At 26.2% G+C, this 19,043-nt stretch carries 19 protein-coding genes and 1 pseudogene; 8 read left to right on the forward strand and 12 right to left on the reverse strand.

Annotated elements, in window-relative coordinates; all coding sequences use genetic code 11:
• The first annotated feature begins 1 nt into the window (after position 1).
• Positions 2-634, forward strand: a complete 633-nt coding sequence (gene gmk, locus ABXT53_RS01580; RefSeq protein ID WP_415290921.1) for a guanylate kinase — start codon at positions 2-4, stop codon at positions 632-634.
• On the opposite strand, the gene rsmA is transcribed toward gmk, so the two are convergent.
• Genes rsmA through ABXT53_RS01610 form a run of 6 tightly spaced genes read right to left on the reverse strand, consistent with a single transcriptional unit; the run spans position 623 to position 8,137 of the window.
• Complete coding sequence (gene rsmA / locus ABXT53_RS01585; protein ID WP_415290922.1) at positions 623-1,411, reverse strand: 16S rRNA (adenine(1518)-N(6)/adenine(1519)-N(6))-dimethyltransferase RsmA; 789 nt, start codon at positions 1,409-1,411, stop codon at positions 623-625. The two genes, gmk and rsmA, sit on opposite strands and share 12 nt — an antisense overlap.
• Positions 1,412-2,374 (reverse strand): 4-hydroxythreonine-4-phosphate dehydrogenase PdxA, encoded by a 963-nt coding sequence (pdxA, locus tag ABXT53_RS01590; RefSeq protein WP_415290923.1) that lies wholly within the window; start codon positions 2,372-2,374, stop codon positions 1,412-1,414. It abuts the gene before it with no gap.
• A complete protein-coding gene (locus ABXT53_RS01595; protein ID WP_415290924.1) occupies positions 2,367-3,284 on the reverse strand; it encodes a peptidylprolyl isomerase in 918 nt (305 codons plus the stop codon). Before ABXT53_RS01595 ends, pdxA begins: the two co-directional genes overlap by 8 nt.
• Complete coding sequence (locus ABXT53_RS01600; protein ID WP_415290925.1) at positions 3,284-5,941, reverse strand: organic solvent tolerance protein; 2,658 nt, start codon at positions 5,939-5,941, stop codon at positions 3,284-3,286. Before ABXT53_RS01600 ends, ABXT53_RS01595 begins: the two co-directional genes overlap by 1 nt.
• Complete coding sequence (locus tag ABXT53_RS01605; protein ID WP_415290926.1) at positions 5,931-7,004, reverse strand: LptF/LptG family permease; 1,074 nt, start codon at positions 7,002-7,004, stop codon at positions 5,931-5,933. The genes ABXT53_RS01600 and ABXT53_RS01605 overlap by 11 nt, the downstream gene beginning before the upstream one ends.
• Positions 7,001-8,137: an LptF/LptG family permease gene (locus tag ABXT53_RS01610; RefSeq protein ID WP_415290927.1), complete on the reverse strand. Its 1,137-nt coding sequence runs from the start codon at positions 8,135-8,137 to the stop codon at positions 7,001-7,003. Before ABXT53_RS01610 ends, ABXT53_RS01605 begins: the two co-directional genes overlap by 4 nt.
• Before the next feature lie 61 nt (positions 8,138-8,198).
• Here ABXT53_RS01610 and ABXT53_RS01615 point away from each other — a divergent pair.
• Positions 8,199-9,655, forward strand: a pseudogene (locus ABXT53_RS01615) (leucyl aminopeptidase).
• The gene (gene ndk / locus ABXT53_RS01620; RefSeq protein WP_415290928.1) at positions 9,648-10,058 is read left to right on the forward strand and encodes a nucleoside-diphosphate kinase; all 411 of its coding nucleotides are present in this window, start codon (positions 9,648-9,650) and stop codon (positions 10,056-10,058) included. The pseudogene ABXT53_RS01615 and the gene ndk overlap by 8 nt, the downstream one beginning before the upstream one ends.
• On the opposite strand, the gene purN is transcribed toward ndk, so the two are convergent.
• Positions 10,055-10,633 (reverse strand): phosphoribosylglycinamide formyltransferase, encoded by a 579-nt coding sequence (gene purN / locus ABXT53_RS01625; RefSeq protein WP_415290929.1) that lies wholly within the window; start codon positions 10,631-10,633, stop codon positions 10,055-10,057. The two genes, ndk and purN, sit on opposite strands and share 4 nt — an antisense overlap.
• Entirely contained in the window at positions 10,611-11,639 is a 1,029-nt protein-coding gene (gene purM, locus ABXT53_RS01630; RefSeq protein WP_415290930.1) for a phosphoribosylformylglycinamidine cyclo-ligase, read from the reverse strand. Before purM ends, purN begins: the two co-directional genes overlap by 23 nt.
• 134 nt (positions 11,640-11,773) lie before the next feature.
• On the opposite strand from purM, the gene ABXT53_RS01635 reads away from it, so the two are divergent.
• Genes ABXT53_RS01635 through aspS form a run of 3 tightly spaced genes read left to right on the forward strand, consistent with a single transcriptional unit; the run spans position 11,774 to position 15,174 of the window.
• A complete protein-coding gene (locus ABXT53_RS01635) occupies positions 11,774-12,730 on the forward strand; it encodes a hypothetical protein (RefSeq protein ID WP_415290931.1) in 957 nt (318 codons plus the stop codon).
• Positions 12,727-13,389, forward strand: coding sequence for a DNA replication protein (locus tag ABXT53_RS01640; protein ID WP_415290932.1), 663 nt, complete (start codon positions 12,727-12,729; stop codon positions 13,387-13,389). Before ABXT53_RS01635 ends, ABXT53_RS01640 begins: the two co-directional genes overlap by 4 nt.
• Positions 13,390-15,174 (forward strand): aspartate--tRNA ligase, encoded by a 1,785-nt coding sequence (gene aspS / locus ABXT53_RS01645; protein WP_415290933.1) that lies wholly within the window; start codon positions 13,390-13,392, stop codon positions 15,172-15,174.
• Between the two features lie 2 nt (positions 15,175-15,176).
• Here aspS and ABXT53_RS01650 read toward each other — a convergent pair whose 3' ends face one another.
• A complete protein-coding gene (locus tag ABXT53_RS01650; protein WP_415290934.1) occupies positions 15,177-15,998 on the reverse strand; it encodes a ribonucleotide reductase in 822 nt (273 codons plus the stop codon).
• 115 nt (positions 15,999-16,113) lie between these two features.
• On the opposite strand from ABXT53_RS01650, the gene ABXT53_RS01655 reads away from it, so the two are divergent.
• Positions 16,114-16,473 (forward strand): NADH-ubiquinone oxidoreductase subunit NDUFA12 family protein, encoded by a 360-nt coding sequence (locus ABXT53_RS01655; RefSeq protein ID WP_415290935.1) that lies wholly within the window; start codon positions 16,114-16,116, stop codon positions 16,471-16,473.
• Positions 16,433-16,831, forward strand: a complete 399-nt coding sequence (locus ABXT53_RS01660; protein WP_415290936.1) for a DUF2155 domain-containing protein — start codon at positions 16,433-16,435, stop codon at positions 16,829-16,831. Before ABXT53_RS01655 ends, ABXT53_RS01660 begins: the two co-directional genes overlap by 41 nt.
• Here the strand turns inward: ABXT53_RS01660 and accC are convergent.
• Genes accC through aroQ form a run of 3 tightly spaced genes read right to left on the reverse strand, consistent with a single transcriptional unit; the run spans position 16,828 to position 19,027 of the window.
• Positions 16,828-18,165, reverse strand: coding sequence for an acetyl-CoA carboxylase biotin carboxylase subunit (gene accC / locus ABXT53_RS01665; protein ID WP_415290937.1), 1,338 nt, complete (start codon positions 18,163-18,165; stop codon positions 16,828-16,830). The genes ABXT53_RS01660 and accC overlap by 4 nt on opposite strands.
• Positions 18,165-18,590, reverse strand: a complete 426-nt coding sequence (locus ABXT53_RS01670; RefSeq protein ID WP_415290938.1) for an acetyl-CoA carboxylase biotin carboxyl carrier protein — start codon at positions 18,588-18,590, stop codon at positions 18,165-18,167. Before ABXT53_RS01670 ends, accC begins: the two co-directional genes overlap by 1 nt.
• On the reverse strand, positions 18,587-19,027 hold the full coding sequence (gene aroQ, locus ABXT53_RS01675) for a type II 3-dehydroquinate dehydratase (protein WP_415290939.1): 441 nt from the start codon (positions 19,025-19,027) through the stop codon (positions 18,587-18,589). The genes ABXT53_RS01670 and aroQ overlap by 4 nt, the downstream gene beginning before the upstream one ends.
• Positions 19,028-19,043: the final 16 nt, after the last annotated feature.

Consider the following 19,043-nt stretch of genomic DNA (forward strand, 5'->3'; position numbering starts at 1 on the left):
AATGTCCATAAAAAAAGATGGGATAATGGTAATTTTATCATCCCCATCTGGGGCAGGTAAAACAACGCTAGTAAAACTTCTCTCTAAAAACAAAAATTTTCATATTTCAGTTTCTCATACCACAAGAAAACCTAGACTTAACGAAATTACAGACAAAGATTACTACTTTGTCAATCATGATAAATTTGAAAATTTAATAAAAAATGAAGAGTTCTTAGAATATGCAAAAGTATTTAATCATCTTTATGGAACAACCAGAACGCCAGTAATTGAAAAATTAGAAAAAAGTGAAAATGTAATATTTGATATTGATTGGCAAGGAGCTGATCAAATTAAGAATAAAAAATTAAACTATAAATTAATTACTTTTTTTATTTTACCTCCTAGCAAAAAAATATTATTTGAAAGACTATCAAATAGAGACATGAAGGATAAACTAATAGTAGACGAGCGAATGAAAGAATTTAGTAGAGATGTTTTACATTGGATTAATTATGATTACGTAATTATAAACGATAATCTAGAAGAATGTTATTCAAAAATTAGCAGTTTAATTGATGCTGAAATTAATAATGGTTCAAAAGACTATGATAAAGATTTTATCAGAAAACATGTTGAAAAACTAACCTCTTAAGTCTTCATATTCTTTTATAAGTTTGAAATATGTTTCAGGTTCAAGATTTTGAGGTCTAAGATTAAGATCAATTCCAAATTTTTCTGCAACCTGTTTTCCATTGGCAAAAACTTGATTGAAGGGTTTTTTTAACATTTTTCTTCTTTGGCTGAAAAATATTCTAGTAATCTTTTCAAGATTTTTTGGATCCTTTAACTCAAAAAAATTTTTCTTCGGAGTAAATAAAAGTAAAGAACTATCTATTTTAGGTCTTGGTGAAAAACTTTGTGGCTTGATATCTATTATTTTTTTTACATTCAATTTCCAGCTAGATAAAATTGATAGTCTGCCGTACGTAGAGCTATTAAATTCTGATATAATTCTATTGGCAACTTCTTTCTGAAACATTAATACTAAATTTTCAAACCAAAAATTTGAACCAATATTGAGAATCCACTTAGACAAAATCTCGGTAGATATGTTGTATGGTAAATTACCAAAGACAGATAATTTTTGATCTGAGATTTTATCTTCAGATATTTTTAAGATATCATCATTAATAATTTCTATTTCAGTATCAAACTTTTCTTTAAGTAATATGGCTAAATCATCATCTTTTTCCACAACATAAAGTTTCTTTGGTTTCTGTTTTAGGATATATGTTGTTAAATTTCCACTACCCGGTCCTATTTCTAAGACTTCTTTGTTGGTTATATCCGTTATAGATACAATTTTTTCAAGCACCTCTCTATCTATCAAGAAGTTTTGTCCAAGACTTTTTTTTGTTTTTATATACACTTATTTATCTAAAAACTTTAAGGCTTGAATTAAACTTTTTGGATCAGATAAATTCTTACCTAACATGGAATAATTTGGACCATGATCGGGGGAAATACGAGTAAACGGTAAACCCAAAGTAATATTAATTGCATCAAAATTATATAATGCCTTCATGGGGGAAAGCACCTGATCATGATACATACCAATAATTACATCATATTTTTTTATCAATGATTTTGTAAAAATAGTATCAGCAGGAAATGGACCATTTATTTTGGTATTTTTTAATCTTAATTTCTTAATAGCAGGAATTATTATTTTATCTTCTTCAGAATTTTTAAAATTACTTTCACAGTGTGGATTTAAGCCTGTTATTGCAATTCTTGGAAGTTTATTAAATTTTTTTTTATAAAAACTATTAATTAGATTGATCTGTTTGTATATTTTTTGTTTTGTTATTTCTTTATGAACATTCTTTAGTGCTAGATGTGTTGTAAGAGGGCTAACGGATAAATTTTTATTAAATATTAGCATTGCAACTTCATTACTCCTTGTTTTTTTTGCAAGGTATTCTGTAATACCTAAAGTTTTTCCTTTTAAAAAATATTTTTTAGAGACGGGACCATTAATAAACTTAGAAAGTTTATTTTGCTGGATAATTTTTAAAGCAACAGCAAAAGATTTTTTTATATAGTTGTTAGACTTATTAGATATTTTTTCAAAACAATTATTGAATTTATATTCTATATTAATTAAATTAATTTTTTTATTATTTAACTTACTAAATTGATTAAAATTTTTATTTATAATATTAATTTCAAAACTAAAACCTAATTGTTTCATTTGTTTTTGTAATAATTTTTTAGAACCAATAATTATTAGTGGACTCTTGTAGTGCTTAGATTTAATACTTTTAAAAAAAATTTCAAAAAAAACACTATTTGGTTCTCCACTAACAATAATGATCGGCTTTTTATTCATTAAGTTCTAGATTTTTTTTAATTTTATTGTAATAAATTTTTGAATATTGATTTAATTGTCTATCTCGTTCGTAGTTTATAGCTCTTTTAACCTCAGCCTCCACATTAATACTAACTTTAGAAATTTTAATATCAGTTACTTTTAACAGCAATACACCATTGGATAAAATTATAGGTTTTGAAAGTTCACCGATTTTAAGATTATTAATGTTTTTTTTAATTTTATTATTAATTGAGTTTTCACTTATCCAACCGATATCCCCACCTGTTTTAGCAGTTTTAGAAAAACTATATATGGATGCAGTATTTTCAAATCCTATTTGAGTTATGCTTTGAACTATTTCATTATATTTTTTTTTAAGCTGCTCTTTATTTCCTATTTCAAAAATAATTTCTGATAGCATGTATTCTTTTGAGTTAATATTTTTGTTTTTATTAATTTTTTCTCTTATCTTGGCTTCATTGATTATCACTTTAGGTGAATATTTCTTAAAAATTAATTCATTCCACAAGGCATCAATAGTTATCCTTCTTTTAACATCCTCTAATGTTAAATCATAATCCTTTAAATAAATTTTGAATTCACTTATGGATTTTAAATTTAATCTTGAAAATATATTGTTAATTAATTTAAGTGAATATTCTTCAGTTATCTTTATTTCTTTATAATTTTTTAAGATTTCAATTTTTTTTATTCTTTCTCTAATTACTGATTCATTTGAAATACTTAATATTTTTTCCTTATTTAGTTTTTTTAGATTGCTATTTAATGAAACTAAGTACTTAAACTCATTTTTAATATCAATATTTGTTATAATTTCATTCTGTATATTATGAATTATTTTTGTTTCTATTGAATGAGCTTTATTAAAAATAAAAAATAAAAAAAATATTAATAAATAGTTTTTCACTAGTCTACTCTATCTTTGTTTAAAATCATTTTATCTGGAGAGTAAGTATAGAACGGTATAATTGTTATAGAAAAGAATAACTCTTCTTTTGGTTTAATATCTCCACTTTTGTAATAGTCTTTTCTATATTTTACGTCTGCAATTAAGCAATCATTTTTATACTCGTAAATTAAATCGTAGTATTCTGTCAAATTAAGTTCTCGATTTCTCCTAGTGCTAAATGATATCGAGTTAAATTCATCAAAATTATACTCTGTCGTGTTTTCTATTACATGAATTTTTCCAATAACACCTCTTTCCTCTATATAGTCAAATCGTGAAGAAAAATTGTTATAATTAAATTTAGCATCTAAAGAGTTATACTCAAAAGTGTTTAAATCATTTGTTAATGAAAAATCATAGCCTAGTGAAATGTTTTCATTAGGTTCAAAGTTTATTTGACCAAATATATTGGAAGTTTTTTTATTTAGAGTACTGGTGATAGGTATATTTTTTTCTTCTGTAAGTTTTAAAACTGTAGCAAGTTTAAAATCAAAATATTTAGTTATTTCAGTAATCTCATCATTAATGTTAACTTTTTCCTTTATGAAATCTATACCTAGTGTGAGCGACTCACCAGCTTCAAATGAATTTCCTAAGCTTAGCCTGTCAGAGGAAAAAACGTTATCAACATTGATTCTTCTGCTATTACTTCCATTATCCTTCATTTCATGTGGACTTAATTTAAAAGATATTTTTGGTATCAATCTATTAATGCTATTTTTTTTATTTTTTACAAGTGGTAATGAAAGATTATAGTTATAAGCGCTCATTAATTCAGATTGAGGACTGTTTTTATAAATAGTACTGTTTTTACCCATTGAATTTATATTTTTTAATAAAATTTCAAAATTTTTTTTAATTCCATTATCCAAAAAAGAATCTAGCGATTTATAGTTTAAATTATTGGTGAGTGCTGATGTAGTAACATTGGTATTATTTAGAGTGTTATTTCCAAGAGAATTAAAATTAAAACTTCCACCTAAGTTTTCTAAGGTAAAATTTTTTGATAAATTATATGAAGGTAAAACATACTGGTATCTATCTGCATTAGAGGAGCCATTTAAAGTTTCATATACTTCAAATGATGTAGTTAAGTCGTAGTTTTCATGCTCAAGATCTAATTTAATTAGTGACTCTAGGCTACTTCTATTTTGGTCAAATAAAAGAGGTGATGTAATAAAATCAAATAGCTTTAAATAATTATCATTTGAAGATTTTTCAATGTTGATTTCCAAATTACTTTTTATAAATTTTTTTAAATCTAGGTCAATTTTAGAATTTGCAAAAAAATGTGACCTTGTGTCGTTTTTGTCATTTTTGGTAGAATCATGACCTCTTGTAATACTGGAGTCTATTATAGTTAAAGAATTTTTAGTTATTTGCCGATATTCATTTTGAAGAACAAATGTATTATTATTAAATAGTCTTGGCTTTATAGTGATATCTCTATCATCAGAAATTACAAAAAAATAAGGTAAGTAAATAGAGTCACCCAAGGTATTATGATCTCCTACCGCTGGTCTTAAAAGACCTGATTGTCTTGTAACACTTGGGTCAGGATGAAAAAATTTAGGAAAATATGCAACCGGAAAATCATATATCTCCAGCCAAGCATTTGTATAAGTTATTTGTTTTTTAACTGCATCATGTTGAATTTTGCTAGCTTTCATTGCCCATGGCGGACACTTGTCTGTTTTTTTACATGATGTAAAAACCCCCTTATCAAAATTTTTTTTAAATTCATTACCGTACCCAGAAACAGCGATAATCCTAGGGTCATTTTGAATATCATTAAATAATTTTTTGTGAAATTTAACATTAATATCTTTTCCTAAAAATGTATTTTCTTTAAGATTAAAAAAACCTGTTTCAAAAAAATATTTATCACTTTTTTCTTTATTATTTTTTGTTGTAACTTCTATTTTTTTTCCTTTAAGAATCTCTTGATCTATTAAGTACTCAAATTGATCAAGTTTATAGACATTTGAATCATTGTCAGTAATATTAGCTTTCTTGTTAGAGGATAAAAGCATCTCATTCCTCAGTAGAGTTAAATCATAACCCAGCATATTATATTTATCTTCAATATTAATATTGGTTTTACCAAATGTAGAAATTTTTTCTTCGTTTTTTAAATAAATAATTTCGTTTGTATAAATTATAATATCTTTACTTCTGTCATTTAATTTAACATTTCCTTTAGCTTCTAGAAGTGTAGTTAATTTATTATATTTAAAGTATTTATCAGCATCTATTTGAATATTAGCACCATTAAGAGCTTTGCTGATTCCTTTTGTATAAATTTCCTCTTTACTTTTTAAATAAAAAATTTCATTTGATTCAATTATGATATCTTCAATTTTATCAACAAGTCTCACATTACCTTCTGCCTCTAAAAGTGTGGTTAACTTATTATATCTAAAATTATCAGCTGTAATTACAATTTGATCATTTTGAGTTGTAACTATACCGCCATTAATTCCTTTTATTATGTTACCTTTTTCAGTAATTTGCAATTCAGTGACATCAAAATTAAATTCATCAGAGGATGCTGAATAAAAAAAATTTGAAGCAAATATCAATAAAAAAAATATAATTAAAAATTTACTTTTCATTAAGTCTTATTATAGAGATGAAATTAATTATTGATAATATAATTAAAGGCATAAAAATTGAAAGAATTAAAGGAATTTTTTCATTAGTTCCTAAAATATTTAAAAAATGATTTATATAATAAATAACTACTGACAATAAAATTCCTAACGTGATCTTAAAGAGAGAATTTTTATTATACCCAATATTAAACATTATTATTGCTGAAAAAACAGTTATTAAAGTTAAGTATATTGGATAAGTAATAATTTTATACAAATGAGAGTCAATATCAATCACTGAATAATTTAGTGATTTGTAATCTTTTCTTAACTCTATTAAATTCACCATTGTAAGAGATGAAAGGTTTGAGAATAAACTATTAATTTTTTTAAGATCAAAATTTGATTTTAACGTCATTTCACTTAACTTAGTTTCTTGATTATTTTTCAAAGTTAATGGTTCAAATATTTTCCACTGAAATGAAGTGATATCAATTTTTTTGCTTCGTATTATATTCAATATTTTAAAATTTTTATCAAATTGAGTAATTGACACATCTAATAAGTAAATATTGTCCATTTTATTAGCATTAATTATATTAATATTGCCCTCTATTTCATCTTTGATCCATAAACCATTTTCAGTAATTACTGCTAAATACCTGTTGTCATCAGAATATTTATTTTTAACTAATAAATATGAATTTTTCATAATAGCTGAAACGTTATAAAAAATAATAATAAAAATTAAACCAGCAATAAAAGTGTAAACACTAATAATTTTAATTATCATGAAATTATTTAGCCCACTATATTTAAATATTTCTAATTCTTTTTTATCTATAAGGTAAATAAAAAAAACCTGTGTCGATATTAAAAAAATAAACGGGAGTATTTCAAATATAATTGTAGGTGTATTTAAGAATGATAAAAAAACAAGATAAAAAAAATTAAGATTAATATCTTTGAAAAACTCTACTTGTTCCAAAATATTAGTTATCAAAATTATAATAAAAAAAGTAAAAAAAACTTTAAAAAAAGAAATATTAAAAAGACTAATTAAAAATTTTATATAGGTTTTCATGCTTTATTAATTTTGAAAATTATTAAAAAATAAAAATATATAAAAAAAACAAAAAGAAATGGCAATATAGAAATAGATAAGTTTTGCCATAAATTAGAAGAAATAAATTTTGAAGAAGATTCTAAAAAAATGATAGATAAAAATCCCAAGAAATAAATTTTTAATTTATTGGATTTAAAAGCATGATCACTTTTTGATTTTATTATAAATAAAAGAGAGATAACTATGAGTAAAGAAATATATAATGGTTTTATTAATCTTGAATATAGCTCTTTGTAAATATTTTTTAAATTTTTGAATGTACAGTTATTAATTTCTCTTATCTTTTTTTCATTCAAAGTTATTTTTGAATTTTTTAAAAGCATTGCACATTGTAAAAGTTCCGTAGTAGAATTTTCTTGTGTTTTTTGATATGTAGTACTAGTTGAGGCATATTTTGAAACATTAAAATTAGTTTTTGCAAAATTAAATTCAGAAATTTTTCCATTAATATAATTAATTGTTTTACCATCATATAAAACAAGTACCTTCTTATTGCCATAGATTTCAAGCACACCTTTTTTTGCAAATATTGTTTGTGAGTTATCTGAACTAGTTTTATCATTTAAAAATATATTTTTTAGCTCACCATTTATTTCCCTTTCATCAAAATAAATTGTTAAATTCTTTACTATATCTATAAATTTTTTTGGTTTTAATATGCTTTCAAAAAAATCTAGGTCAGATGAACGTATAAAAGATCTAGCTTTATCTTGGGCATATGGAACAATTAAAGCATTTAAGAATAAACTTAAAAGCACAAACCAAAATGATAATTTTACAAAATAGTTAACAAAATTGATTTTTTTTATTCCAAAATTCCAAAATATAACTAGTTCATTTTTTTCTTCATATTTTAATAATATGTATGAAAAAGCTAAAAAAATTGCAAAAGGGTAAATTCTAGCCAATATTTTTGGGAAACTTAGAATGGTAAACTTGAAATAAACAAAAAAACCATGTCCATCTTCAATAACAAAGTCTAAATAATTAACTGCTTGTAATATCCAAATTATTACACTGATAGTAAATATAGTTAATAAGAAAAATTTTACAAAATCTTTAGACAATTTTCTATAAACGATTTTTTTCATTGAAATATGATAATTTTACTCATATATAGCATTCAACTCGTACAGAGTGTATTTAAAATTTATGACTATTCAAATTAATTATAAAAATGCTGGTTCAAAAAAAAATTTGACTAATCTTGTCTTATTTGTTGATGAAAATTTCAATATTAGAGATCTTAAGAAATATATTTCAAATTCTGAATTTTCTTACATAGCTGACTTACTAAAAAATAGTGATTTAAAAAAAGACTTACTTTTTTTTGAAGTTAATTCAAAAAAAACAGTATTTTTAGTGTCTATTAAGAAAGATATAGAAATATCAGATATAGAAAATTTGGGAGCTAAATTTCACAGTTATATTAATTATGATAAGAAAAATGATTATTTTATAAATTCAGATACAATTAATAATAAAGTAAAAAATTTTGTAGGTTATTTTCTACACGGACTAAAATTAAAATCATATGAATTTAATATTTATAAATCGAAAAAAAATAAAAAAATTGTTTCTATAAATGTTATAGGAAATAAGAATAAAATATCTGCTCAAGATCATTTAAGATTTAAAGCCCTAGAGGAAGGAAGTTTTTTTGCAAGAGACCTTGTGTCGGAGCCAGGTAATATCTTACACCCAGATGAATATGCAAAAAGAATAAATACACTTAAAAAATTTGGATTAAAAATAAATATATATGATGAAAAAAAATTAAAAAAACTTGGAATGAACGCTTTACTAGGTGTAGGACAAGGAAGTGTTCGAGGATCATACCTTGTAACAATGGAATGGAATGGAGCAAAAAATAATTCTAATCCTTTAGCTTTTGTTGGAAAAGGAGTTTGTTTTGACACTGGTGGTTACTCGTTAAAACCAGCAAAGTTTATGGAAGATATGACTTATGATATGGCTGGTTCTGCTACTGTGGTGGGATTAATGAAAAATTTAGCATTAAGAAAAGCAAAAATTAATGCAGTAGGTGTTGTGGGGATTGTTGAGAATATGGTGAGTGGAAATGCTCAAAGACCTGGTGATATTGTTAAATCGTACAGTGGTAAAACAATAGAAATATTAAATACAGATGCTGAAGGTAGATTAGTTTTAGCTGATGCTTTAACTTTTACTGAAAAAAAATTTAAACCTAAATTTATGGTTGACTTAGCAACTTTAACTGGTGCTATTATAGTTTCATTAGGTTCTGAATACGCTGGCCTATTTTCAAACGATGAAAAATTGTCAAAACAATTATTAGAAGCAGGTGACAAAGTGGAAGAAAAATTATGGAGAATGCCCTTGCATAAAAACTTTGATAAACTTATAGATTCAAAAAATGCAGATATGCAAAATATTAATTATGTAGGTGGTGCAGGATCCACAACAGCAGCACAGTTCTTACAAAGATTTATTTTAGATAAAACACCTTGGCCCACCTAGATATAGCTGGTATGGCATTTTCAAAATATGGTGGTGCTTTAAATTCAGGTGGAGCAACTAGTTATGGAGTAAGATTATTAAACCAACTAATAGAGGATAATTATGAGTAATACAGAGCAAACACTATCAATTATTAAGCCTGATGCGGTTGAAAGAAATTTAGATAATGAAATTAAAGAAATGTTTATAAATAAAGGTTTCAAAATTGTTAAAGATAAAAAAATTCAGATAGCAAAAGCTGAAGCAGAACAGTTTTATAAAGTTCATGAAACAAAACCTTTTTATAATGATTTATGCGCTTATTTATCGTCAGGACCGATAGTTGTGATGGTATTGGAGAAAGAAAATGCAGTTTTAGGGAACAGAGAATTAATGGGTGCGACCAAACCAGAAGATGCTGCAGAAGGAACTATAAGAAAAAAATATGGAATTTCTATTGATAAAAATTCTGTACATGGTTCTGATAGCGTTGAAAACGCTAAAATTGAGATCGATTTTTTCTTTAAAGATTAATTAAATATTTTTTTTATAGCTGCTGGGTAGAGTCTATGCTCTTGTCTTAAAACTTTTTTAGCTAAAGAGGTAGGGGTATCTTTTTCTGAAATTTTAACTTCTTTTTGTAGAATTATTTTTCCAGAATCAAGTTTTGCCGTCACAAAATGAACGGTACAACCAGCTACCTCATCTTTATTTTGTATAGCTTTAATGTGAGTATCAAGCCCTTTGTACTTTGGTAGTAAAGAGGGATGTATATTTACTATTTTTCCACTAAAATCTTTAATAAAATTTTTAGATAAAATCTTCATAAAACCAGCAAGACAAATTAATTTTATATTTTCCTTATTTAGTAAATTCAATATTTTTGCCTCAGATACTTTAGAGTCTTTAAAGCTTGATACATATTGTTTGATATTAAATTGATCCGAAAATCTTAAACCTTTTGCTTTAATAGTATTAGAAAAAATTAAATCTATAGATATAGGTGAATTTTTTATTTTAGAAAATCTTATTAAATTTTTTAAATTACTTCCAGTTCCAGATATAAAAACTGCTGTTTTAACCTTTTTAAAACCAGTCAATTTTACCATCAAGCTTAACCTTATTTTTTCCTGCAGTTATTTTTCCAATAACATAGGGTTTAAATTCTTTTGTAAAAAATTTAGAAATTTTATTTAAGTTTTTAGGGTTAACTATTAAACAAAAACCAACTCCACAATTAAATGTTTTCAACATTTCTTTGTCATCAATATTATTTTGCTTTAACCATTTAAAAATTTTTTTTGTTTTAACTTTACTTAAATCTAAATGTGCAACTAATCCATCTGGAATAACTCTCTTAATATTATCTGCTAATCCACCACCAGTAATATTTGCACATCCATTTAAAAGATTATTATCAATTAAATTTAAAACTTCTTGTACATAAATTTTTGTAGGTCTTAGTAATTCTTTTTTTAGAAATAAGTTATTTTTTAAATTAATTTTTTTATTTTTAAGAACATGTCTAACTAAAGAATAACCATTTGAGTGAATACCACTTGATGGTATGGCTAACACTAAATTATCTTTTTTTATATTTTTTTTTATTAAGATTTTTTTTTCATCCACTAAACCTACTGCAAAACCTGCTATATCAAATTTACCTTTTTCATAAGTGCCAGGCATTTCTGCTGTTTCCCCACCAACTAATTCGCAGTTAGAGATTTTACAACCTCTCACTATTCCTTTGAGAATCGATTTTAATTTATTCAAATCAATTTTATTAATGGAAATATAATCTAAAAATAAAAGTGGTCTTGCTCCTTGAACAATTAGATCGTTTACACTCATAGCAACTAAATCAATCCCAATTGTGTCATATTTATTAAGTAAATTGGCTATCTCTACCTTTGTACCTACACCATCAGTGCAAGCTACAATTTTAGGATTCATAAGATTTTTTGGGATATTAGTTATTGAGCCAAAGCCACCAATATTATTAAACTTTTTTTTGCCTTTATTATTTGATGATATTGAGGATATAAATTTAACAAAATTGTCAGCAGCATTTATGTTTACACCACTTTTTTCATAGGTAAATTTTTCTTTTTTCATTAGTATAATATATGCAAATAATTAATAAATTTTATAAATTACTGAATGTATATATTTATTTTATTTTATTCTCTCTATTAATAATATTTTTTTCCACAACTTATTCTAATGCAAATGCATTTAGGGTATCTGATGTGAAAATATCTTCTCCATTTGAACTAAATTTTGAAAAAAATAGTGTAATTGACAAAGGATTTCAAACTTCTTTTTCTGATTTACTTTCAATGATTACAACCTCTGGTGATAGAAAAAAGATTAGAAATGTTCCAGTCAAAGAACTTAAGGGTATGATCGATTCTTTTACTATTAGTGATGAAAAATTTATAAATAATGAATATTTTGCAAATTTAGAAACAACATTTAATAAAAAAAAAATTCTAAAATTTCTAGAAAATGAAAATATTTTTCCATCAATACCACAAAAAAACAAGGTCTTACTACTTCCTATCATTATAGAAACTAAGGATAATAGTATTTATCTTTTTAATAATAATATTTTTTACGATAGATGGAATGAACAAAATAATTCTTATGATTTATTAGATTATTTATTACCAAGCGAAGATATTGAAGACTTGATAGAATTACAAAAAACATCCAAAGATATTGAAACTTATGATTTTTCAAATTTGATTAATAAATATGATATTAAGGATAGTATAATTTTAATAATATACAAAGCAGACAACAGTATAAGAACACTTTCAAAAATTAATTTAAACAATACTTTGAAAATTCGCAACAAGAGCTATTCCAAAATAGATATTGTAAATGAGGATGACTTTTCTAATATTGTTAAAAGTTTAAAACAACTTTATGAAGATCAATGGAAAAAAAATAATGAAATTAATACATCAATAAAACTTCCTATTACAATATCAATTGATTCAAAAAAAAATAAAAAAATTATAAAGCTTGAACAAGCTCTAAATAGTATAGATTTAATATCTAGTGTTAATATCTTGAGTTTTAATAGTAAAAGTATTCAGTATAAAATAATTTATAATGGTACACCTAATATATTTTTAAATGATATGAGAGAAAAAAATTTTGAACTAGAAATGAAAAATAATATTTGGATGATAAAATGAAAAGTTTAAATCAATTATTGTTAGATTTTGATTATGATCAAAATTTCAAAGATGATGATTTTTATGTTGGAAAGAGTAATTTTTATGCTTTTGAAGTGATTAACAAATGGCCCAAATGGGAAAAAAATTTTTTAAACATTAATGGAGAGAAATTTTCAGGAAAAACCCATTTAGTAAATATTTTTTTGAAAAAGTTTAACGGTATTAGGATTGATGTTAATTCATTAAATGATGAAAACCTTAAATCTATTAAACCTTACCAAAACATAGTTTTAGAAGATTTAAATTTAAATATAAATGAGAAGCTGATTTATTCACTCTTTAATATAATAGATCAAGATAACAAGTTTTTGATAATCACATCAACGAAACCAATATCTGAGATCAATTTTCAACTGGAAGATCTTCGATCTAGAACTAAGAACTGTCTTTATGCAAATATTCAAAACCCTGATGATGAGTTAATGTTTGCACTGATATTAAAAAATTTATCAGATAGACAAATTACTTTAGATAAAAAGCTGATTGACTTTATTATTAAAAGAATTGAGAGATCGTATGGCAAAATATTTGAATTCATATATAAAATTGACAAGATTAGTTTAAAAAAAAAGAAATCAATCGACTTTAAAATTATTAATGAAGCTCTTGAGGAATAAGTGAATAAATATAGAACACATACATGTAGTGAGTTAACGAAAGACAACAGTGGTAAAGATGTTGTTTTGTCAGGCTGGATAAACAAAAAAAGAGATCATGGAAATTTATTATTCATAGATTTAAGAGACAATTATGGGATGACTCAGTGCATTATAGATAAGAGTAACGAAAATTTTAAATTATTAGAAAAAATTCAATTAGAAAGCGTAATTAAAATAGAGGGTAAGGTTGTTGAGAGAGCAAAAGAGACCATTAACACTGATCTTCAAACTGGAGAAATAGAAGTTAATATTGATTCATTTGAAGTACTTGGTACTTGCAAAGAGTTACCAATGCCAGTTTTTAGCGATCAAGAATATGCTGAAGAAATTAGACTTAAGTACAGGTTCTTAGATTTAAGAAGAAAAAAGATTCATGATAATATTATCTTAAGGTCAAAAGTTATTTCTTTTATTAGAAGTGAGATGTCTAAACTTGGTTTCTTGGAGTTTCAAACACCAATATTAACATCTTCCAGCCCTGAGGGTGCAAGAGATTTTTTAGTACCAAGTAGACTAAATCCGGGAAAATTTTATGCACTACCACAGGCACCACAACAATTTAAACAACTTATAATGGTTTCTGGTTTTGATAAATATTTTCAAATAGCACCATGCTTTAGAGATGAAGACGCAAGGGCAGATAGAAGTCCAGGTGAATTTTATCAACTTGATTTAGAAATGTCTTTTGTTGAACAAGAGGATGTTTTTCAAGTTGTTGAAAAGCTAATAGTCAATGTTTTTAAAAATTTTTCTTCAAAAAAATTAATGTATGAAAAATTTCCAAGAATACCTTATGAAGAATCTATGCTTAAATATGGATCAGATAAGCCAGATTTAAGAAACCCATTAATAATTTCTGATTTATCAAACATTTTTACCCGTGATGATGTTACGTTTGAGATATTTAAAAAGCTTGTAAAATCTGGCTCTAAAGTAAGATGTATAGTTACAAAAAATACAAAAGATAAACCTAGAAGTTTTTTTGATAATATTGACAAGTGGGCCAAAGAACAAGGCGCATCAGGTCTTGCTTATTTTACAATTGAAAAAGAAGAAAATCTTTCAGCAAAAGGACCAGTAGGAAAATTTTTCTCTAAAGAAGCCTTAGAAGAAATTATGAAAATCACTGGAGCCGAAATAGGGGATAGTATATTCTTTGCTTGTGGAAAAATAAATGAAGTTGAAAAAATAACCTCTCTAGCAAGAGATAAAATTGCTAAGGATTTAGAATTAATTGATGATAATACTTTTGCGTTTTGTTGGATTGTTGATTATCCAATGTTTGAAAAAAATGAAGTAACTAATAAAATTGAATTTAGTCACAATCCATTTTCAATGCCTCAAGGTGACTTAAAAGATATTGATCTTGATAATCCACTTAATATTAAAGCCTACCAATACGATATTGTTTGTAATGGGATAGAACTATCTTCTGGTGCAATTAGAAATCACGTACCTGAGTTGATGTATAAGTTATTTTCGATTGCTGGATATCAAAAAGAACAAGTTGATGAAAAATTTAGTGGAATGATCAATGCTTTAAGTTATGGGGCTCCACCTCATGGCGGTATAGCGCCTGGTATCGATAGAATTGTAATGCTATTAGCTAATGAAAAAAATATTAGAGAAGTTACAATGTTCCCAATGAATCAAAATGCTCAAGACTTAATGATGAATGCTCCATCAAATGTTAATGAAGAGCAACTTAAAGAGCTTGGTTTAGCTTTAAAGCTAAAAAAATAATATTACTTTTTACCTTTTAAGCTTATCTTAACGTCAGATAAATCAACAAGATTTTTTTTATAATTATTTCTAACAAAGCCTTTGCTAGTAACATCTTTTATAATTTTAAGTAATTGATTTTGATCCTCAGTATTTTCTTCTTCAGGTAAAGATCTATCCGATCCACCAATAGACGGAGTGTGTGCTAGATCTTCTCTATTTTGATATGAAATAGCGAGCTCTCTAAATATATAATCAAGTATTGAAGAGGCACTCATTATTCTGTCATTGCCATGAACTTTTCCAGATGGTTCAAATTTAGTATCAACATAAGCGCTAATAAATTCATCTAAAGGAACACCATATTGAAGCCCAAGTGATATAGCTATTGCAAAATTATTCATCAAAGCTTTTACCAGTTCACCTTCTTTACTTGTGTCTATGAAAATTTCACCAATTTTACCATCTTCATATTCTCCGGTATGGAGATAAACTTTATGGTCACCAATTGTCGCTTTTTGGATATAACCTTTTCTTCTATCAGGCATACTAAATCTTTTACCCACACCTTCGTTAATTTGTTTAACAAAAGCGGTATTATTTTCTTTCGAAACAATTTTTGGTTGGCTTTGTTCAGATATAATATCTAATTTTTTAGTTTCAATTACTTTATTATTTGGATCTAAATTTTTTGTTTTTCTTGTATCAAGTTTCACGTCTAAAACTTCAAATTTTCCATCATCGCGCTTTTCAAGGTTTGCTAATTCTGCTTCATTAATATCATCTAAATAATGATTAACTTTAAAGCTACAAGTATAATAAGTTTCTACTAAATATTTTGCCATTTTTCCTTTAATTAATTTTTTATTTTGAATCGTAAGATAATTAATTTATATACAAATCCTTACTTTAGTCTAATTTAAATAATACAATTTAGGATTGAAGAATTAATTAAATAATATGTTGACACTTTTTAAAAAAATTTTCATTTGGTGGAACCAAGAAACATTAGGCACAAAATTAAAAACTATTTTTTATGGAAAACTTGCTGGAAAAGATTCAAGTGGTAACAAATATTACGAAAGTAAATCTGGAAAAAGATGGGTAATTTATAACGATGAAATTGATGCTTCAAAAATACCCACTGAATGGTATTCTTGGATGCACTTCACTCATAATAGAATTGAAAACAATCACGAATTGAATAAACATGATTGGCAAAAACCACATCAATCCAATCAAACAGGTACTGAGAATGCCTATCATCCAAATAAAAACAATGATCCGATCAAAAAAAAATATACAATCTGGAAAAGTTAATTTCTTATTTTTTTTAATTTATTTTTTTTTAATAAGCCAGCCACTACCCTTAATAGCTAATGAGGGAAGATTTGTTGAAATTAAGGTTTTAGATAAAGTAAGTTCAAAGACTGACCTTTTGAAATTAGAGATAGGTAAAGAACTTAAATTTAAAGGTTTATTAATAAAAAGTCTCAAATGTAAAAACTCAGAATTTGACGACAACCCAGAAATAACTGCTTATATTCAAGTTAAAGATATGACGAATAAAGATAATAATGAAGTTTTTATTTTTAATGGATGGACCTTTTCATCTAGTCCTGCTGTAAACCCTTTTGATCATGCAGTATATGACATTTGGCTAACAAGATGTTATTAGATTACTTTTTCGTTATCCAGCCAGCCAACATTAAAGTCTGACTCAATAAACTTTTTATGGTTTAGTAGAATTTTATGAAGAGGTATTGTTGTAGTTATTCCTTCAATCACAAACTCATCTAAAGATCGATTCATTCTTTGTATTGCTTCAGTTCTATTTCTTCCCTGAGTTATTACTTTACAGATCATACTATCGTAATATGGGGTAACTTTATAACCTTGGAAAATTGCACCATCAACTCTAGTTCTAAAGCCTGATGGCTGATGACACATACCTATCGTTCCAGGAGATGGTTGGAAGTTTTTACTCGCATCCTCGGCATTAATTCTACATTCTATTGCATGACCTCTAGGATTAATGTCACTTTGTTTTAAGGCTGTTTCACCAGTATATGCTATCCAAATTTGCTCTTTAATAATATCAATTCCGGTTACCATTTCAGTTACTGGGTGCTCTACTTGAACACGAGTATTCATTTCAAGAAAATAAAATTTACCATCTTCATATATAAACTCTACAGTTCCAGCACCTTCATAACCAATTTTGCTAACCATGTTTACTGTTCTTTCAAAAAGATCTTTTCTAATTTCATCAGTTAAGACTGGGCTAGGAGTTTCTTCTATTAATTTTTGATGTCTTCTTTGAACTGAGCAATCTCTTTCATGAAGATGAACAGTTCGATTTTTACCTGATAAAACTTGCACTTCAATATGTCTTGGGTTCTGAAAAAATTTTTCAATGTAAACTTCATCATTTCCAAAGTATTTTTGAGCTTCAGATTTAGCTGTTGAAAAAGATGTTTCAAATTCCTCTTCTTTATTAACAATCTTCATTCCTTTTCCACCTCCACCTCCAGAAGCTTTAATTAAAACAGGAAAACCAATCTTTTTGCATAACTCTTTTGCTTGTTTTATATCAGTTACACCACCCTCAGAACCTTCAATTACTGGAAGGCCATATTGTTTTGCAATTCTTTTTGCTTGGATTTTATCTCCCATCATTTCTATCAGTTTTGAAGAAGCACCAATGAATTTAATATTATTTTCTTCTAAGACTTTAGCAAAAGTTGCATTCTCAGATAAAAAACCATAACCAGGATGAACAGCTTCAGCTTTTGTTAACTCTATTGCAGACATCAAGGCTGGAATATTTAAGTAACTGTTTGCTGGCTGGTGTGAACCAATGCAAACACTTTCATCGGCTAGTCTTACATGCATACTATCTCTATCAACATCAGAATGAACAGCAACAGTTGCTATACCCCATTCTTTGCATGCTCGAATAACTCGAACTGCAATTTCCCCACGGTTTGCAATTAGAATTTTCTTAAACATTATTCAACAATGATAATAGTTTGACCATACTCAACAGGCTGGCCATCTTCTACACAGATTTCTATTATAATCCCATCTGCTGTTGATGGAACATGATTCATAGTTTTCATAGCTTCAACTATCATAACCGTTTCACCTTTTTTAATTTTTTTACCAACTTCTGCAAATTTTTTTGCTCCAGGTTCTGCAGCAAGATAAGCGGTACCAATAATAGGAGATTTAACCTCAGTCCCAGATATAACGGTAGACTTAGCTGCACCAAGGACTGGTGTAGAGTTAGCAACGCTTACAGCTTGATTTGAGCTGGTTGGGTTTGATTTTGATACTTTGATTTTAGTATCTTTGTCTGTGTATTCAATCTCAGTTAAATTGAACTCATTTAAGTAGTCTGTTAATTCTTTGATAATATTTTTATCTATTTTCATTTCTGTAGTATGTTTTGCATTGAAATAATGGCTAAAATATAACCATTATCACCTAAACCAAAAATTCCACCTGTAGCAATATCACTGATTAAAGATTTGTGTCTAAATTCCTCTCTTTTATATATATTTGATATGTGAAGTTCAATAATTGGTTTTTTATAAATATCTAAAGCATCCCTGATAGCAACAGATGTGTGAGTAAAACCAGCAGCATTAATAATTATACCATCAAACTTATTTTTAGCTTCTTGTATGATTGTAACTATTTCACCCTCTATATTTGACTGAGAAAACTCTAAATTAATATTTAAATCTTTAGCTTTACTTAAGCAGTTTTCTTTTAATTTTTCGAAAGTTATTGATCCATATTGTGATTGTTCTCTTTCACCTAATAGATTAAGATTAGGACCATTAATAATTATAATATTATTATTCATCAGTTTCTTATACATT

This window comes from Candidatus Pelagibacter sp. Uisw_136 (assembly GCF_047720275.1).
Lineage (GTDB): Bacteria > Pseudomonadota > Alphaproteobacteria > Pelagibacterales > Pelagibacteraceae > Pelagibacter.

What these genes read in the sequence shown, in the direction of transcription:
- gmk (WP_415290921.1), top strand. Translation starts at nt 2, where the DNA reads ATGTCCATAAAAAAAGATGGGATAATGGTAATTTTATCATCCCCATCT.
- pdxA (WP_415290923.1), bottom strand. Translation starts at nt 2,374, where the DNA reads ATGAATAAAAAGCCGATCATTATTGTTAGTGGAGAACCAAATAGTGTT.
- ABXT53_RS01600 (WP_415290925.1), bottom strand. Translation starts at nt 5,941, where the DNA reads ATGAAAAGTAAATTTTTAATTATATTTTTTTTATTGATATTTGCTTCA.
- ABXT53_RS01605 (WP_415290926.1), bottom strand. Translation starts at nt 7,004, where the DNA reads ATGAAAACCTATATAAAATTTTTAATTAGTCTTTTTAATATTTCTTTT.
- ABXT53_RS01610 (WP_415290927.1), bottom strand. Translation starts at nt 8,137, where the DNA reads ATGAAAAAAATCGTTTATAGAAAATTGTCTAAAGATTTTGTAAAATTT.
- ndk (WP_415290928.1), top strand. Translation starts at nt 9,648, where the DNA reads ATGAGTAATACAGAGCAAACACTATCAATTATTAAGCCTGATGCGGTT.
- purN (WP_415290929.1), bottom strand. Translation starts at nt 10,633, where the DNA reads ATGGTAAAATTGACTGGTTTTAAAAAGGTTAAAACAGCAGTTTTTATA.
- purM (WP_415290930.1), bottom strand. Translation starts at nt 11,639, where the DNA reads ATGAAAAAAGAAAAATTTACCTATGAAAAAAGTGGTGTAAACATAAAT.
- ABXT53_RS01640 (WP_415290932.1), top strand. Translation starts at nt 12,727, where the DNA reads ATGAAAAGTTTAAATCAATTATTGTTAGATTTTGATTATGATCAAAAT.
- ABXT53_RS01650 (WP_415290934.1), bottom strand. Translation starts at nt 15,998, where the DNA reads ATGGCAAAATATTTAGTAGAAACTTATTATACTTGTAGCTTTAAAGTT.
- ABXT53_RS01655 (WP_415290935.1), top strand. Translation starts at nt 16,114, where the DNA reads ATGTTGACACTTTTTAAAAAAATTTTCATTTGGTGGAACCAAGAAACA.
- ABXT53_RS01660 (WP_415290936.1), top strand. Translation starts at nt 16,433, where the DNA reads ATGATCCGATCAAAAAAAAATATACAATCTGGAAAAGTTAATTTCTTA.
- accC (WP_415290937.1), bottom strand. Translation starts at nt 18,165, where the DNA reads ATGTTTAAGAAAATTCTAATTGCAAACCGTGGGGAAATTGCAGTTCGA.
- ABXT53_RS01670 (WP_415290938.1), bottom strand. Translation starts at nt 18,590, where the DNA reads ATGAAAATAGATAAAAATATTATCAAAGAATTAACAGACTACTTAAAT.
- aroQ (WP_415290939.1), bottom strand. Translation starts at nt 19,027, where the DNA reads ATGAATAATAATATTATAATTATTAATGGTCCTAATCTTAATCTATTA.